This window comes from Herbaspirillum sp., from assembly GCF_017744395.1.
Lineage (GTDB): Bacteria > Pseudomonadota > Gammaproteobacteria > Burkholderiales > Burkholderiaceae_D > Herbaspirillum.
In genome coordinates this window covers 851,540-867,107 of record NZ_JAGIBI010000001.1, presented here as the reverse complement: position 1 = coordinate 867,107, position 15,568 = coordinate 851,540, and the positions used below count along the sequence as shown (strand labels likewise).

The window sequence follows — 15,568 nt, the reverse complement described above, 5'->3', positions numbered from 1 at the left end:
GATGCGGGAAATCTGGCTCAAATACCGTCTGCGGGTGCTCAACGCATGCCGCGTCTCGGAAAATCATTCGATGCTGCTGTGGGGCGCCCTGGCCGGCTTCGTCGGGGCGCTGGCGACCATCGCCTTCCGCGAAAGCATCGCGTTGCTGCAATTGCTGCTGACCGGCCATAGCGGCAGTTTCGTCGAGATCGCCAAGGGCTTGCCCTGGCACATGCGCGTGCTGCTGCCCACGGCCGGCGGCATCGTGGCCGGGCTGTTCCTGGTCTGGGCCCGGCGCGTGCCGGCCGGCGCCGGCGGCGATTACATGGAGGCGGTGGCCATCGGCGACGGCGCCATTCCGGTGCGGCATACGCTGTTGCGCAGCATCTCCTCGCTGGCGACCATCGGCTCGGGCGGTTCCATCGGCCGCGAAGGGCCGATGGTGCAACTGGCGGCGCTGTGCGCTTCGCTGGTGGGCAAGTTCTCGCATTTCCCGGCATCGAGGTTGCGCCTGCTGGTGGCTTGCGGCGCCGCCGCCGGCATCACGTCGGCCTACAATGCGCCGATCGCAGGCGCTTTTTTCATCACCGAGATCGTGCTCGGTTCGCTGGTGATGGAGAGCTTCGGCCCGGTGGTGGTGGCCTCGGTGGTGGCCAATATCACCATGCGCGAGCTGCCGGGCTACAAGCCGGCCTATGAAATGCCTTTCTTCCCGGAAGTGGCGGGATGGGAAGTCCTGCTGTTCGTCGTGCTGGGCGTGCTGGCCGGTTTGCTGGCGCCGCAATTCCTGCGCGCACTGGAGTTCGGCCGCGCCGCATTCGGCAAGCTGCGCCTGCCGTTGCCGCTGCGCATGGGCTTGGGCGGTTTGCTGGTGGGCCTGATCTCGGTGCGGGTGCCGGAGGTCTGGGGCAACGGCTATAGCCTGGTCAATTCGCTGCTGCATACCGATTGGATGTGGCAGGCGGCGCTGACGCTGCTGCTGGTGAAGATACTGGCGACGGCGATCACGGTGGGATCGGGGGCGGTGGGCGGCATCTTCACGCCGGTGCTGTTCGTCGGAGCGGCGGTCGGCCTGCTGTTCGGCGATGCGGCGCAGGCGTTGCTGCCTTTCCATATGTCGCAGCCGTTCGCCTATGCGATGGTGGGCATGGGCGCTTTCCTGGCGGCGGCCTCGAATGCGCCGTTGATGGCGATCCTGATGATTTTCGAGATGACCCTGAGCTATCAGGTGGTGCTGCCGCTGATGCTGTCCTGCGTGGTGGCCTATGTCGTCGCCCGCGGCCTGGATGGCCGCTCGATGTATGAAATCACCCTCAAGCGCCACCGCGATGCCGAAGAGCGCCTGCGCCTGCGCGGCACCCACATGAGCGAACTGATCCGCCCGGCCCAGACGGTGTTGCGGGAAGACGCGGGGATGGAAGAGATGAGCGCGGTGTTCCTGAAGTATCCGGTCAAGTACATCTATATCGTCGATGCCGACGAGCGCTACCAAGGCGTGGTGGCGCTGCAGGACCTGACCTCCTGGCTGCTGGACAAGAAAGACCATGCCGGCCGCCAGGCGCGGGATTTCCTGCGCAGCCATTTCCTGCATGAGGTGACGCCGGACATGTCGCTGGGCGAGGCGCTGCAGCTTTTCCTGGACCACCAGGGGGAACGCTTGCCGGTGATCGCGCATGCCGAAGACCGCCGGCTGCTGGGGGTTGTTTACAAGACATCGTTGCTCGATGCCTATTTCCGCCTCGATCGTTCCGGAAATTGAACCGTGTAAGTTCTTGTTAAGCATTAACACGCATGATGTCTTGCCGTCGGTGCTTGCACCTTGCCGGACATGGCGGAAAACGATGCCGGCATCGGTGAAAGGATGGACAATCCGGCTGCCGCGCAGCGCTGTTTCTTTGTAACAAATACAGCCCGCGCAGTTTACGGATATCGTATCCTTGTTAGAATGCCAAAGATTTCTTCCATCGTGCGATAGCCGCTTGGCAACTCGTACGATTTTCATTTTTTATAAAGAGCACAATTTCCCATGCTGAGTTATCGCCACGCTTTTCATGCCGGCAACCACGCCGACGTCCTGAAGCACATGGTGACGATTCAACTGATGCGCTATCTCGGGCAGAAAGACACTGCCTACATGGTCATCGATACGCACGCCGGCGCCGGCGTCTACGCGCTCGATGGCGATTACGCCAGCAAGAACGCCGAGTACGAGACCGGCATCGCGCCGCTGTGGAACCGCAAGGACCTGCCGCCGGTCGTCCAGGAATACGTCGACCTGGTGAAGTCGCTCAACCCCAGCGGCAAGATGCGCTACTACCCCGGTTCGCCTTATTGCGCCGAGAAGGTGATGCGCGAGCAGGATCGCCTGCGCCTGTTCGAACTGCATCCCACCGAGGGCAAGGTGCTGGAAGAGAATTTTCGCAAGCTGGAAGCCCATGCCCTGGCGCAGGGCCAGCGTCCCGCCGCGCGCGGCAAGCGCGTGATGGTGCATCGCGCCGACGGTTTCGCCGGGCTCAAGGCGCTGCTGCCGCCGCCTTCGCGCCGCGGCCTGGTGCTGATCGATCCCCCTTATGAAGACAAGCGCGACTACGCGCAGGTGGCGCAGGTGCTGGCCGATGCGCTGACCCGTTTCCCGACCGGCATGTATGCCGTCTGGTACCCGGTGCTGCAGCGGAATGAGTCGCGCCAGTTGCCGGAGCGGCTCAAGCGCCTGGGCGCCAAGAGCTGGCTGAACGTGACGCTGGCCATCCATGGCCCGGCGCCCGATGGCTTCGGCCTGCACAACAGCGGGATGTTCATCCTCAATCCGCCCTGGACGCTGGAGCCGATGCTGCGGGAAGTCATGCCTTACCTGGTCGATGTGCTTGGCACCGACGACAGCGCCGGTTTCGTCCTCGAATCCGGAGAGGGATGATATGCTGGCATCTTCCCTGTTCGTGAGTTTTTGTGATTTTATTTCGATGGCCTTGCATCAGCCGGCCGGGGCAAGGCCGAACCGGCATACAATGTCCGGCATCGCCGGAAATGAAGCGTCATCACCAAGCTTGGGGCACCTAAAATAACAACCATGTCCGACCAGCCATCCGACCAATCCAACCCTGCGCAGCATCTCGCCCTGGATTTCTTCCTGGCCCGCCAGCCTATCCTGAACCGTGAGCAGGACCTGATCGGCTACGAGCTGCTGTTCCGCAGCGCCGCCTTCGGTCCCGCCAACGTGAAGGATGACGTCACCGCGACGGCAGCGGTGATCGCGCACGCCTCGGAGCTGGGCCTGTCCAACGTCATCGGCAACCTGCAAGGTTTCATCAACGTCGATGCCGCGGTGCTGATGAGCGATTTCATCTACTTCCTGCCTACCGACAAGGTGGTGCTGGAGATCCTGGAAACCGTCAGGGTCACCCCCGAGCTGGTGGCGCGCGTGCGCGAACTGGTCAAGGCGGGCTATGTGTTCGCGCTGGATGACGTGGTGGCCGAATCGGGAGAAATCGAAGAGCTGCTGCCCCTGGTCAAGATCATCAAGATCGACGTCATGGAAGTCGATCCCAGCAAGCTGCTCAAGCTGTCCGTGCATTTCAAGCGCGCCGGCAAGGAACTGCTGGCCGAGAAGGTCGAGACCCTGCAGCAGTTCAACGATTGCGTCACGTTCGGTTTCGATTACTTCCAGGGCTATTACTTCGCCAAGCCGATGGTCCTTCAGGGCAAGAAGCTGGAGGCTTCGAAGGTAGTGATCATGCACCTGTTGACGCTCCTGGTGCGCAATGTCGACAACGGCGAGATCGTGCGCTACATCAAGCGCGACGTGGCGCTGAGCCTGACGTTGCTGCGCCTGGTGAACACCCCGGTCTACGGCTTCCAGAAATTCATCGATTCGCTGGGGCAGGCGCTGATCGTGCTCGGCCGCCGCCAACTCAAGCGCTGGCTGCAGATCCTGCTGTTCGCCAATACCGACAAGGGCAAGACCCACACCCTGTCGCCGCTGATGATCCTGGCGGCCACCCGCGGCAAGATGCTGGAACTGGTCACCGCGAAGATCCGCCCGGGACGCCGCAAGATGTCGGAAATGGCGTTTACGGTCGGCATCATGTCGCTGGTGGATGCGCTGTTCGGCATGAGCATGGAAAGCGTCTTGCGCCAGATCACGGTCAGCACCGAGATCCGCGAAGCGCTGCTGCGCCGTACTGGCTTCTACGGGATGGCGCTGAAGCTGGTCGAGTGCACCGAGCAGCGCGAGCAGGACCAGGAAGAGATGCAGCGCCTGCTCGATGAGCTGCAACTGTCCGCAGACGATTTCTTCGAAGCGGAAAAATACGCCTTCGAATGGGGCAACAGCATCTCGACCAACAATGTCGGCCAGGCCGCGGGCGTGCAGATGGCGCCGCCGCCGAACGGCTATATCGACGATGACGACGACGATTGATCGTCTCCGGGAGCAATAGAAAAGGCCGCCAATGCATCAGCATGGCGGCCTTTTCTTTTCCGTGCACTTGGCTTGGCTGCCTCAGCGGGAACCGGAATCGCGCCATTTCTTCATACGCGCCGCCAGGCGCCGGAACAGGCGCAGCAGCCGTCCGCCTTCGGAGCGCGGCGATCCTGCCAGGCGCGCCTTCACGCTGTCGACGACGCCGCGCGCTTTGCTCCGCAGATTCGCCATCAGCTTCTGGACTTGCTGCCAGCCGGGACTGGCGTGCAGGTGGGCGATCATCCTGTCCTTGAACGCCAGGACCGCGTCATGGGCGCGTTGGAACCAGGCCAGCGACAACAGGCTGCGGCGGGTGAGCGCGTAGATGTGGGCGACCAGCGCCGTGCCCAGGACCTTGGCCGTGAGGACGATCGCCAGGCCCAGCGCCGGATGGCCGTGGGCGATGGAGAGCAGGGCGAGTATCTTCACCGGCAACAGCAGCAGGGTCGGCGCCAGGAACGCCACCAGCGCGGCATAGGGCGGAAGCCGCCCGATCCAGCGCTGCAGCAGCATCCACACCGGCCAGGAGGGGATGCGTCTGAGCACCGCCTGGGTGGCATCCCACAGCCATTCTTCCAGGATCAGCAGCAAGGCCGCCAGGTAGATCAGCGGCGCCAGCAGCCGCCGTCGCCATCTTGGCGGGCGGCGGGGCGCAGGCGGTGGGGAGATGGGCATGGTATTGCGGGGGACAGGCCAGGACGCCGGGAATCAGACCTGGCGCGCGCCGATCAGCGACAGCCAGCGGTCGCCCCATTTGATGTCGCTCATGCAGGAAGCGTAGTTGGTCACGGTGCGCGCGGCGCGCTCCAGCAGCTGGATGTCGGCCTCGTGCTGGCGCGCCACGTGCGGGTCTTCCAGGAACAGGACGCGGCGGCACTGGTGCTCCAGGATCAGTTCGGCGATCTGCGCGTCGCCGCCCAGCGGGCCGGAGAGGAAGGGCTTGACCCAATTGCGGCCGGCTTCGCCCTTGATCTTCATGGCCAACTGGTTGAGCTGCCCGCCGGTGGTGCCGGTGGCGCAGCGGAAGGCGAACTTGTCGAGCACGTCGAAATGCTTTTCGGCCAGTTCCAGCATGCGCGGCTTCATCGCGTCGTGGGCGATCAGGGCGATGCCTTCCTGTTCCAGCCTGAAGCGATCGTCCAGCGCCGGATCGGGCGCGGCGCCGGTGGCGATGGACTCCAGCTCCAGCCATTCCTGGGCGCCGGCCAGCGTCGACAGGAAGGGCTTGCCGTGGATCACGCACTGGCGCTTGAGCGCCACCGCTTCGGGAAAGGTGGAGGAGGGATCGACCGGGTCGATCAGGTAGATCACCGCATCCAGCGTGCGTTCCGGATCGGCGTCCACGGTGCGCGAGACCAGTTTCATCAGGCCGCCGTTGCGCCCGTAAGGGAAGCGCACCAGATGCGGGTAGCCGGGCAGCAGGTTCATCTGGCCGATGGCGTCCAGGGTGCGGCCGACCACGATCAGTTCCGGCTGCAGCGCTTCGATGCGATGGCGCGAGCCGTTGAGCAATTGGACCAGGGCGGAGTCGCGGGCATCCTGGTGGGCACGGTTGGCGATGAGGCCGATGCGGTAACGGGGAGCGATGGAAGACATGGATGGCGGTCGGATGGAAGCGTGAGGAAAGGCGGTTGCGTTATCCGGAATTATCGCCGAGGGCGGAGGAAAGGGCGAGGGGCGGCGCAAGAAAAGCCGGGAAGGCGGGCCAAAAGGGGGCCGGCATCGCAGTACAGCCAAGGGGATGTTTGGCCATCCAACTGTACCCTCCCGGCGGGTCGCATCGGGCTACAATGGGAAGCGAGAAAAGCCGCCCGAGGTGCGGCTGCATGCTTAACCGAAACCGATATTGCAGATGAACAAGGCTTTTGTAAAAGAATCCGACGGCGGCGATGACGATGACGAAATCGCCTTGCCCGCCATCCCGGCGGGTTCCAAGAACTACATGACGCCCCAGGGGCACCGGCGCATCAAGGACGAGCTGCTGCAACTGATCGACGTCGAGCGCCCGGAGGTGGTGCGCATCGTCTCCTGGGCCGCGTCCAACGGCGACCGTTCCGAGAACGGCGATTACCTGTACGGCAAGAAGCGCCTGCGCGAGATCGACCGCCGCATCCGCTTCCTGACCAAGCGCCTGGACCTGGCCGAAGTGGTCGACCCGACGGTGCACCACGGCAGCGACCAGATCTTCTTCGGCGCCACCGTCACCTATGAGAACCAGCGCGGCGAGTCGCATACGGTGACCATCGTCGGCATCGACGAGCTCGACCCGCTCAACGGCAAGATCAGCTGGATCTCGCCGGTGGCGCGCACGCTGACCAAGGCGCGCGAAGGCGACGAGGTGGTGTTGCAGACGCCGTCTGGCATCGAACAACTGACCATCCTCGAAGTGAGCTATCCGGCGCCTGAGTAAGCGCCGGCGGCCACGGCAGGGGTCAGTACCCAATCAGCAAGCACAGCAAGCACAAATAACGAACGCCGTTCCCGGCATGCTTTTCGCATGCGTGACACGGCGGCAAGCCAGCATTCAATCATCCACGGGAAAATCATGTCCATCGTCTATGCCAGCCTGAACCACCCCCAGCGCGTCACCTTGGCGGCGGAGGTGCATTCGCGTCCGTTCCTGCAGCTGACCCGCTCCGAAACGCTCACGCACCTGGCAGTCTACGTGCGCGAGGATGGCAACGGCAACCAGCATGCCAAGCTGCAGCATGCCTTGCTGGAGGCCTTGTGCGCCCATTTCGGCGTGGTCGCGCCGGGCGCTGAAGCCAAGCACTTCTATCATGATTTCGGACGCTTCCGCCTGAAGTGGGAATGCCATACCGAATTCGCCACCTACACCTTCGCCCAGGCCCACGAGGAACCGCTCTCGACCGCCGAGGCATTCGCCCGCGCGCCGCTGTTGCACGTCCCCCAGCAATGGCTGTTGTCGCTGCAGGGCAAGCTGATGGTGGCCGCGCACGTGGTGGTCGAGCCCGGCATCGACGACCCGGCCGGCACCGCGCGCAGCATGCAGCGCATCTTCGAAGGCAAGCTGATGAGTTCCAGCAAGGTCTTGCAGGGCGGCGAGATCTGGGCGGATTTCCAGATCCAGTCCGACGGCTTTTCCCGTTTCGTGGTGCGCGACATCGACTTGCGCGAATTGCAGGGCGGCCGTCTGGCGCAGCGCATCCTGGAGATCGAAACCTATCGCATGATGGCGCTCCTGGGCTTGCCGCATGCCCAGCAGTCGGGGCCGCTGCTGAACCAGATCGAAGGCGACCTGGCGGCGCTGACCGCGGCCATGGTGCAGTCCGAGCAATCGATGGGCGGCACCCCGGAAGAACATGCCGAGGACGAGCGGATATTGCGCAAGATTACCGGGCTGGCGGCGCGCATCGAAAAGCTGTCGCTGGAAAACAGCTACCGCTTCTCGGCCTCGCAAGCCTACTTCCGGCTGGTGCAGGCGCGCATCGAGGAATTGCGCGAGCAGCGCATCGAAGGCGTGCCGACCATCGGCGAATTCATGGAACGCCGGCTGGCGCCGGCGATGGATACCTGCCAGGCCGTCGCGCGCCGGCAGGAAGCGCTGGCCGAGCGCGTCGCCCATACCAACGACCTGCTGCGCACCCGCATCGGCATCGTGCAGGAACAGCAGAACCGCCAGATCCTGCAATCGATGAACGCGCGCGCGGCGCAGCAACTGAAGCTGCAGCAGGCGGTCGAAGGCTTGTCGGTGGCGGCGATCTCATACTATGTGATCGGCCTGATCGGCTACGCCGGCAAGGCGGCCAAGGCGGCGGGCCTGCCGATCAACCCCGATCTCGCCACCGGGCTGGTGGTGCCGGTGGTGGCCGCTTGCGTGTGGCTGGGACTGCGCCGCATGCACAAGGGCCTGGGGCATCACTGACGCCCCGGATCCGCTATTCCCCGGCCAGGCCGGGCAGGCTCGCCAGCTCGGCCACCCGTTCCACCTTGCGTGTGGAGACGATGATGGAGCCGCCCGGATTGCGGGCCAGAGCCTGGGTCAGCTTGACCGGCGCCGGCACCGCGCGCGTGGCGGCATCGGCCATATAGCCGTAGGTGAACTGCAGCGGGCGCCGGTGCGCCTGCAGCACGTCCGCCTGATGCTGGCTCAGGCTGTCGCGCACCTGCACCAATGGCCCCAGTCCCGGACTCTTCTCCAGCATGGCGGCGATCGCCGGCGCTTCCCCGGCGACACCCCAGTGGCGGATCTTGCCCGCTAGGACCAGGCTTTCCAGCCAGCGCTGCCATTCGTCGGAAGCGATCAGTTCCTGTACCGGCTCATGCAGGTAGAGGATATCGACATGGCCGCGCCCTAGCCGGCGCAGGCTTTGTTCCAGGCTGGCCCGGGCGCGCGCCAGCGACCAATCCACGACGGGCCGGTTGATGCCCTTGACGAATTTGCCGGCCACCTTGCGCAGCAGGATTTCCGGCACCCGCGGGCCTGAACCCGGCGGGCCGTAGAGGCCGACCTTGGTGGCGATCGTAATGTGTTGCAGTTCGCCGGCAGTAAGCTGGCCGAGGCTTTGCTCGGCCAGGCCGAAGCCGTAGTAAGGCGAGGTATCGAAGTGCGTGAAGCCGGCATCGATCGCCGCGCGCAGCAGGGCCAGCCGCTGCTCCTGCCGGAACAGGTGGTGCAGGCTGGCGGTGCCGAAGGAAAAGCGGCTGACGGCCAGGTCGGTGCCGGGGATCGTGATTTTCTTCATGGGCGGAATGTGGGTATTGTCCCGCTCTGGCGCCGATAGCGGGAACGGATAGAACGAGGGGATGGCGCTGCGCTCAAGCGATCCGCCGGCCAGCCGCGCCGCCTGGCGCGCCGCCATCGCCACCGCCAGGAAGGTCGGATTGGCTTCGCCGGTGGTCGGGAAATTGCTGCTCGATGCCACATGCAGATGCGCCACGCCATGCACCGCGCCATCGCGGTCGACCACGCCGCTGCGGGGATCGGCGCTCATGCGCGTGGTGCCGGCCTGGTGGAAGCCGTCGGTGGCCTGTTCCATGATATGGCCGAGGCGCTGTTCGGGCGGACGGTGGTAGGCGATATGGCCCATGCCCGCCGCGCGCAGGTTCTGGTCCAGCACCTCGTGCGCCTTGAGCACCGATTCGGCATCGGCCGGCAGATAACGGAAGTCGATATGCAGGCGCGGGATGCCGTAGGCGTCCTGTTCGCCGGACAGCGTCACCCGGCTCTCCGGATTGGGCAGTTGCTCGGCATGGTAATTCAGCGCATAGGTGCCGCCTTCGTTGCGCAGCACGAAACCCGGCTTGCGGGTCGGCGACAGGTAGCGCCGGCGCAGGATGTCGAGCACGTCGGCCACGGCGCGCCAGGGGCGGCGCAGCACGTTCCATATATGCGCGCCATAGCGGTAGGGCGGCGGGCCGATGTGCTTCAGGCGGATCGCCTCGCTGAGCAGGCGGCGGCCGATCAGCGGGATGCTCAGGGCGAGGAACACCAGCGACAAGGTCGGGTTGCGGTGGCGCTCGTCGTAGAAGGGAGGATTGTCGGCGAAGAACGAGGTGTTGAGCAGTTGCCGTTCGCGCTGCGTGCTCTCGGCCAGCGTGAAGCGGCGGCGCACATAGGTGCCGGTCGGGTCGAACGAGAAGTCGAGCGCGCTGAAGGAGTCCGGCCGGGCCAGCACCAGGCTGCCGATGCTGCCGAAGATATGCCCCATGTAATAGCCGCCGAGCGGGCCGTTCTTGCCGCCGAACAGGCCCGGCATCTCTTGCGCCCGGCGCGCCTGCTCGGCCAGCAGCAGGCGGGTCGTCTCCAGCCCGCCGCAGGCCAGCACATAATCCCGGGCGCGGACCGCGATGGCTTGCCCGGCATGCCGCGCTTGCAGGCCGCGCAGGCTGGCGCCGCCATCGGTTTGCGGAACCAGGTCGAAGCCGGTCAGCGTGGCCTCGAACAGGAAATCGATGCCCGGCGTCGCCAGCGCCCAGCCGCCAAGCCTGGGGGCCAGCTTGGGTTGCTGCGACCAGCGTTCCAGCTGCGAGAGTTCGATGTCCGGCATCGCGGGCCAGTCGGACGGGGAACGGAACAGCGCACGGCCGCAATCGAGGAATTGCGCCGCCGCCGGATACCAGGGCAGCAGTTCATCCAGCGTAATCGGCCATTCGCCGTCCGGCACGAAGCTGCGCCGAGCGAAATCGATCGGTTCGAACGGCACGCAGCGCCCGCCCCATAGCCACGAGCCGCCGCCCAGGCCGCGCTGGGTGGCGATTTCCATCGGCGCATGGCGCTCAGGATCGGCGATGTGGGCGCGGGCATGCGCCTGGCCGCTGCTGTCCTGCCGGCGCGGGCCGGACTCCAGGATCAGGACGCGCGCGCCGCGCGCCTGGGCTTCCAGCGCCATCGACAGGCCGACCGGGCCGGCGCCGACGATGCAGAGGTCGTAGGAATGGTCGGCCGCCAGGCCGGACAGGATCGCCATAACGCGCTCTAGTTTTCTTAGTCTTTTTTACCGAGGAAATGCCGCTTCAGGCGTTTCATCTGCCATGCCCGCAGGTAGCTGCGGAATTCCGGGTTTTCATAGCGCGGCAGGCCGCGCAACGCCGACAGGAAATAGCTGTAGATCATCAGCAGGCCGCCGATGATGAACGGCTTCTCGCGCATGCGGTTGATACCGGTGGCGATCGCGTAGAGCGGGTGGTAGCCCATGTACCAGTTGCCGCGCCCCCAGCGCAGGCGGCCTTCGTAGATATGCTTGTCGGACGAACCCATGATCCGGTGGTGCCAGAGCCAGGCCTGCGGGTCGTAGTAGCAGAAGGTTTTCCAGCCTCTCATCCAGGCCGTGTGCACGTCGATGCCATCCCACGACAAATGCTGGACGAAGCCGCCGATGTCTTCGAAGGCATCGCGCCGGTAAAGCTTGAACTGGCCGGCGACCTGCTCGTCGATGTGGCTTTCCTCGATGTACTTGCCGTCTTCGTGGCGGTACACCTTGCCTGAAACCGCCGCCAGCTTCGGATCTTCGTCGAACTTTTGGAACATGTGCTCCAGGTAGCGCGGGCCGAACGACATGTCGCCATCGAGCTTGGCGATGTACTGGTAATCCCGGTTGAGGATATGTTCGACGCCGAAATTGAAGGCCGCCACGACGCCGCCTCCCAGCTTGCGGAAACCGCGGTCTTGCCGGGGCACCAGCCGGATGAATGGATACTTCGCGGCGTATTCGCGCACGATGTCGGGGGTCTGGTCGGTCGAGCCGTCGTCCACCAGGATCCATTCGAGCGGCCGGTATGTCTGCGCCACGATGGAATCCATGGTCAGCCGCAGGTACTTGGCTTCATCCCGCACCGGCGAAATGATGACCAGCGGGACGATATGCGGATTGTCGGCCGGCGGCGCTTCGACCGGCTGCAGTGCCTGTGCCTGTTGGAGAGCGTTCATGCGTCGCGGGAGGAGGGAAGGATGGTGGGCATGGTGGCTTGCTCTCAGGCAGGTTTCAAGTTTTTTTAGAGTGAAAAAGTCAATAAAACCACGTTTTTACTGGCATTTCCAGAAAGTAGCCATAAAAAGACACCGTAAATTTATTGATCAGATCATCGTTTAAATTGTTAGAATGATGTCAAATTTACACTATTTTATCGTTCGAAAAGCTTTTGGGAAAGCGATACGATCAATGGACGGTACACGCGTAATGCGGACGCAGGGGGCGCCGGAGGGGCTGCGTACTACGGAATTCCGGACCGAGCACCTGTTCGGGCTGGACATTTGCGCGGCCCGCTTCGACGAAGCGGCCGACGCCTTGTTTGCCTATGCCAGTGCCGGCGCGCGTCCGGCCCGCGTAGTCGTCACGCCCAATGTCGACCATCTGGTGCGGCTGCAGGATGCGCCGGACGAATTCACTGCCCAGTATCGCCGGGCGGACTATATCTTCGCCGACGGCATGCCGGTGGTCTGGGCCAGCAAGCTTGTAGGCAAGCCTTTGCCGGAGCGTGTCACCGGCGCCGACCTGTTCCTGGCGCTGGCGCAGAAGGCCAGCCAGGCCGGTGTGCCGGTCACCGTCATCGGCGGTTTGCCGGGGCAGGAGATGATGTTGCGCGAGGCGTTTGAGCGCGTCTATCCCGGCCTGCCGCTGGAACTGTTCTGCCCGTCGATGCGCTTCGACCCATTGGGCGCGGAAGGGATCGAAGCCGTGGAACGGGTCAACCGCCAGCGGCCCGGGATCGTGTTCATCTGCCTGGGCATGCCCAAGCAGGAACGTTGGGCTTTCGCCTGGCAGCAGCAATTGGATGCATCGCTGGTGCTGTGCGTGGGGGCCGCGATGGATTTCGCGCTCGGCTTCAAGCAGCGGGCGCCGCGCTGGATGCAGAAGGCCGGGCTGGAGTGGTTCTGGCGCCTGGCAGCGGAGCCGCACCGCTTGTGGCGGCGCTATATCGTGCGGGGATCGCGTTTCGTTGGCTTGCTGGCGCGCGAACTGAAGAAAGGCAAGGCGGCCCGTTGAGCGGCATGCGTGCCGGGCGCGGGCTTTTCCGGCAAGTGCCGGGAAGGCCATCACGACAGGAGTGGAACGTGGGTTTTTATCGCGATAGCAGCAATCACCATATCGCCTTGTTCGGATTCATCGTCGGCGCCATCTATGCGCTCACCATCGTGCTGAGCCTGATGGCGTGCGTGGCGTTCTACGAGCCGGCGCAGTTCTCGACATTCCGCTACATCGGCTTGCTGGGCCTGATCGGCGGATTCCTCGCGTTCAGCGATACCCGCCGTTTCGAGATCAACAATGCCGCCTGGGCGATCCACGGCATCGGCCGCATCTTCAAATCATGGCTGACGGTGTATTTCACCATCGTGCTGCTGGTCTACCTGTCCAAGACGGGCGAAGACTATTCCCGCATCGTCATGGCGTTGTGGCTGGTGCTTACGCCGTTTGCGCTGACGCTGGTGTCGATGCTGGTCCGCTACTGGGCGCTGCGGCTCTACAACTCCAAGGAGCAGCGCCGTTCCGCGGTCTTCGTCGGCTTCAGCGAAGATGCCCAGAACCTGGCGGCTTCCTTCAAGAGCGCCCGGATCCTCGGCATCAAGCCGGTCGGTTTCTTCGACAACCGCCAAGGGGTGCAGCGCATCGGCGACACCCTGCCGCGCCTGGGGTCGCTGGGCGACGCGCTGGAATGGCTGCGCAAGAACCCGGTGGACGTGGTGTTCATCGGGCTGGTGCATGTGCGCGCGGCCGATATCGTACCGATCATCGATTCGCTGCACGACTCGGTGGCTTCGTTCTACTTCGTGCCTGAGTCCAACCTGTTCGGCCTGGGCCATATCCAGTACGAGGAATTCGCCGGCGTGCCGGTGCTGTGCGCTTACGAAACCCCGTTCATCGGGCTGGCGCGCATCGCCAAGCGGCTGTTCGACGTGGTGCTGGCCACGCTGATCCTGATTCTGCTGAGTCCGGTGATGCTATTCGTCGCCATTGGCGTCAAGCTGTCCTCGCCGGGGCCGGTGATCTTCAGGCAAAAGCGCTATGGCGTGGGCGGGCAGGAAATCGTGGTCTCCAAATTCCGCTCCATGCGCAACGACCCGCCGGAAACCGGTGAGGTCAAGCAGGCCACCGTGGGCGATGCGCGGGTCACGCCGTTCGGCCGCTTCCTGCGCAAGACATCGCTGGACGAGTTGCCGCAGTTCCTCAATGTGCTGGAGGGCTCGATGAGCATCGTCGGCCCGCGGCCGCACGCGGTCCAGCACAATGAACTCTATCGCCGCCAGGTGAAAGGCTACATGCTGCGCCACAAGGTCAAGCCGGGCATCACCGGATGGGCGCAGATCAACGGCTTTCGCGGCGAGACCGATACCCTGGAAAAGATGCAGAAGCGCATCGAGTGCGACCTGTACTACATGCGCCACTGGTCGCTGGCCCTGGACCTGAAGATCATCCTGAAAACCATTCCGGCCATCATCAGCGATCGCAATGCCTATTGAGCCGGCCGCTTCTCCGCTATCCCTGGACGGCCTGCAGGCAGGCGCGCTGCAGGTGCGGATCTTCACTTCGCTGGAGGCGGCGCAGGCGCGCTGGGAAGCGGCCGAGCAGGTATGCGCCGGCTACGGTTTCCAGCGCTTCGCCTGGTTGGCCCACTGGCAGCGCCAACTGGGGCAGCGGCAAGGATGGCGGGTTGCCCTGACCGAAGTCTGCGACGCCGCCGGCCGCACCTTGATGTTCATCCCGTTCGGCTTGCAGCGCCGCGCCGGCTTGCGGGTACTCGGACTGCTCGGCGGCGAAGTGACCGACTACAATGCCGGCCTGCTGCACCCCGAATTTTCCAAAGCGCTTCCTGCCGCCCATTGGGGCCCATTCTGGCGGGCGTTGCTGCGTTTGCTGCCGCCGTTCGATCTGGTGCGCATCGTCCGTTCTCCATTGCAGATCGAACATCCCACCAGCGGCGGGATGTTCGACAATCCTTTGATGCACTGGCCGCAGATGCGGGCAGCCTGGCGGCTTGAACGCGCCCACATCGCGACGCTGGGCGAGAGCTTCGAGGCCTTCCAGAAAGCGCGCAGCGCCAAGATGTTCGCCGACACCCGCCGCCAGCGGCGACGCCTGGAAGAACTGTGCCCGGGCGGTGTGCGCATCGTGCTGCGGGCGGAGGGCGCGGAACAGGATGCCATTGTGGCGGTCATGGCGCGCCAGAAGGCGAGGCGTTGGCGCGAAACCGGCAGCCGCGACGTATTCGCCGAACCTGGTTATCTGGATTTCTACCGGCGCCTTGCCGCCGATTGTGGCGGTGCACAGGGCTGGGTGCAGGTGTCGGCCCTGTTCGTCGGCGATGAGATCGTCGCCACCCATTGGGGGATCTGGCACGGACGGCGCTTCTACTGGATCATGCCCGGTTATGAAGACGGCCAATGGGGGCGCTATTCGGTCGGCCGGGTATTGATGGATGCGGTGCTGCAGGATTGCATCGCCCGCGGCTTCGCCTTGTTCGACCTGACCGTCGGCGACGAGGCCTACAAGGCGCAGTGGGCCGACCATGAGCTGGCGCTCGCCAGTTTCGAAGCCGGCGTCAGTTGGCGCGGCAAAGGCGTGGCGGCGCTGCGCCGCCTCTGGCGCGCCGCCAGGGAGAAGGCGCGCGGCCATCGGGGGTTGCGCAATCTGGTGCGCCGTTTGCGGGGCCGGGCGCCGCTGCCGTAGGCAA

The 15,568-nt window shown here is 64.5% G+C and carries 12 protein-coding genes; 8 read left to right on the top strand and 4 right to left on the bottom strand.

The features are described from left to right. The first annotated feature begins 1 nt into the window (after position 1). From J7548_RS03850 to J7548_RS03840, 3 genes are all read left to right on the top strand, one after another. The gene (locus J7548_RS03850; protein WP_290970559.1) at positions 2-1,738 is read left to right on the top strand and encodes a ClcB-like voltage-gated chloride channel protein; all 1,737 of its coding nucleotides are present in this window, start codon (positions 2-4) and stop codon (positions 1,736-1,738) included. 267 nt (positions 1,739-2,005) lie between these two features. Further along, positions 2,006-2,893 carry a 23S rRNA (adenine(2030)-N(6))-methyltransferase RlmJ gene (rlmJ, locus tag J7548_RS03845; RefSeq protein ID WP_290970557.1) on the top strand — a complete coding sequence of 296 codons (888 nt, stop codon included), beginning with the start codon at positions 2,006-2,008 and terminating at the stop codon, positions 2,891-2,893. 153 nt (positions 2,894-3,046) lie between these two features. Then, positions 3,047-4,396, top strand: coding sequence for an EAL domain-containing protein (locus J7548_RS03840; protein WP_290970554.1), 1,350 nt, complete (start codon positions 3,047-3,049; stop codon positions 4,394-4,396). A gap of 81 nt (positions 4,397-4,477) precedes the next feature. Here J7548_RS03840 and J7548_RS03835 read toward each other — a convergent pair whose 3' ends face one another. Further along, on the bottom strand, positions 4,478-5,113 hold the full coding sequence (locus J7548_RS03835) for a hypothetical protein (RefSeq protein ID WP_290970551.1): 636 nt from the start codon (positions 5,111-5,113) through the stop codon (positions 4,478-4,480). Positions 5,114-5,146: 33 nt separating this feature from the next. Further along, positions 5,147-6,034, bottom strand: coding sequence for a methylglyoxal synthase (locus tag J7548_RS03830; protein WP_290970549.1), 888 nt, complete (start codon positions 6,032-6,034; stop codon positions 5,147-5,149). A 256-nt stretch (positions 6,035-6,290) separates the two neighbouring features. On the opposite strand from J7548_RS03830, the gene greB reads away from it, so the two are divergent. Next, positions 6,291-6,848 carry a transcription elongation factor GreB gene (gene greB, locus J7548_RS03825; RefSeq protein ID WP_290970546.1) on the top strand — a complete coding sequence of 186 codons (558 nt, stop codon included), beginning with the start codon at positions 6,291-6,293 and terminating at the stop codon, positions 6,846-6,848. Between the two features lie 135 nt (positions 6,849-6,983). Beyond that, positions 6,984-8,324, top strand: coding sequence for a DUF3422 domain-containing protein (locus J7548_RS03820; RefSeq protein WP_290970543.1), 1,341 nt, complete (start codon positions 6,984-6,986; stop codon positions 8,322-8,324). A 13-nt stretch (positions 8,325-8,337) separates the two neighbouring features. Here the strand turns inward: J7548_RS03820 and J7548_RS03815 are convergent, their stop codons facing one another. Beyond that, positions 8,338-10,869: an aldo/keto reductase gene (locus J7548_RS03815; protein ID WP_290970540.1), complete on the bottom strand. Its 2,532-nt coding sequence runs from the start codon at positions 10,867-10,869 to the stop codon at positions 8,338-8,340. Between the two features lie 17 nt (positions 10,870-10,886). Next, entirely contained in the window at positions 10,887-11,828 is a 942-nt protein-coding gene (locus J7548_RS03810) for a glycosyltransferase family A protein (protein WP_290970537.1), read from the bottom strand. A gap of 232 nt (positions 11,829-12,060) precedes the next feature. Here J7548_RS03810 and J7548_RS03805 point away from each other — a divergent pair, with 232 nt between their 5' ends. The 3 genes from J7548_RS03805 to J7548_RS03795 all read left to right on the top strand — a co-directional run bounded on the left by J7548_RS03805 (position 12,061) and on the right by J7548_RS03795 (position 15,564). Further along, entirely contained in the window at positions 12,061-12,885 is an 825-nt protein-coding gene (locus J7548_RS03805; protein ID WP_290970534.1) for a WecB/TagA/CpsF family glycosyltransferase, read from the top strand. Between the two features lie 68 nt (positions 12,886-12,953). Then, positions 12,954-14,357, top strand: coding sequence for an undecaprenyl-phosphate glucose phosphotransferase (locus J7548_RS03800; protein ID WP_290970532.1), 1,404 nt, complete (start codon positions 12,954-12,956; stop codon positions 14,355-14,357). Next, entirely contained in the window at positions 14,347-15,564 is a 1,218-nt protein-coding gene (locus J7548_RS03795) for a GNAT family N-acetyltransferase (protein ID WP_290970529.1), read from the top strand. The genes J7548_RS03800 and J7548_RS03795 overlap by 11 nt, the downstream gene beginning before the upstream one ends. Positions 15,565-15,568: the final 4 nt, after the last annotated feature.

Excerpts from the sequence above, each read along its gene's own strand:
- J7548_RS03850 (WP_290970559.1), top strand. The coding sequence starts at position 2 with ATGCGGGAAATCTGGCTCAAATACCGTCTGCGGGTGCTCAACGCATGC.
- rlmJ (WP_290970557.1), top strand. The coding sequence starts at position 2,006 with ATGCTGAGTTATCGCCACGCTTTTCATGCCGGCAACCACGCCGACGTC.
- J7548_RS03840 (WP_290970554.1), top strand. The coding sequence starts at position 3,047 with ATGTCCGACCAGCCATCCGACCAATCCAACCCTGCGCAGCATCTCGCC.
- J7548_RS03835 (WP_290970551.1), bottom strand. The coding sequence starts at position 5,113 with ATGCCCATCTCCCCACCGCCTGCGCCCCGCCGCCCGCCAAGATGGCGA.
- J7548_RS03830 (WP_290970549.1), bottom strand. The coding sequence starts at position 6,034 with ATGTCTTCCATCGCTCCCCGTTACCGCATCGGCCTCATCGCCAACCGT.
- greB (WP_290970546.1), top strand. The coding sequence starts at position 6,291 with ATGAACAAGGCTTTTGTAAAAGAATCCGACGGCGGCGATGACGATGAC.
- J7548_RS03820 (WP_290970543.1), top strand. The coding sequence starts at position 6,984 with ATGTCCATCGTCTATGCCAGCCTGAACCACCCCCAGCGCGTCACCTTG.
- J7548_RS03815 (WP_290970540.1), bottom strand. The coding sequence starts at position 10,869 with ATGGCGATCCTGTCCGGCCTGGCGGCCGACCATTCCTACGACCTCTGC.
- J7548_RS03810 (WP_290970537.1), bottom strand. The coding sequence starts at position 11,828 with ATGAACGCTCTCCAACAGGCACAGGCACTGCAGCCGGTCGAAGCGCCG.
- J7548_RS03805 (WP_290970534.1), top strand. The coding sequence starts at position 12,061 with ATGGACGGTACACGCGTAATGCGGACGCAGGGGGCGCCGGAGGGGCTG.
- J7548_RS03795 (WP_290970529.1), top strand. The coding sequence starts at position 14,347 with ATGCCTATTGAGCCGGCCGCTTCTCCGCTATCCCTGGACGGCCTGCAG.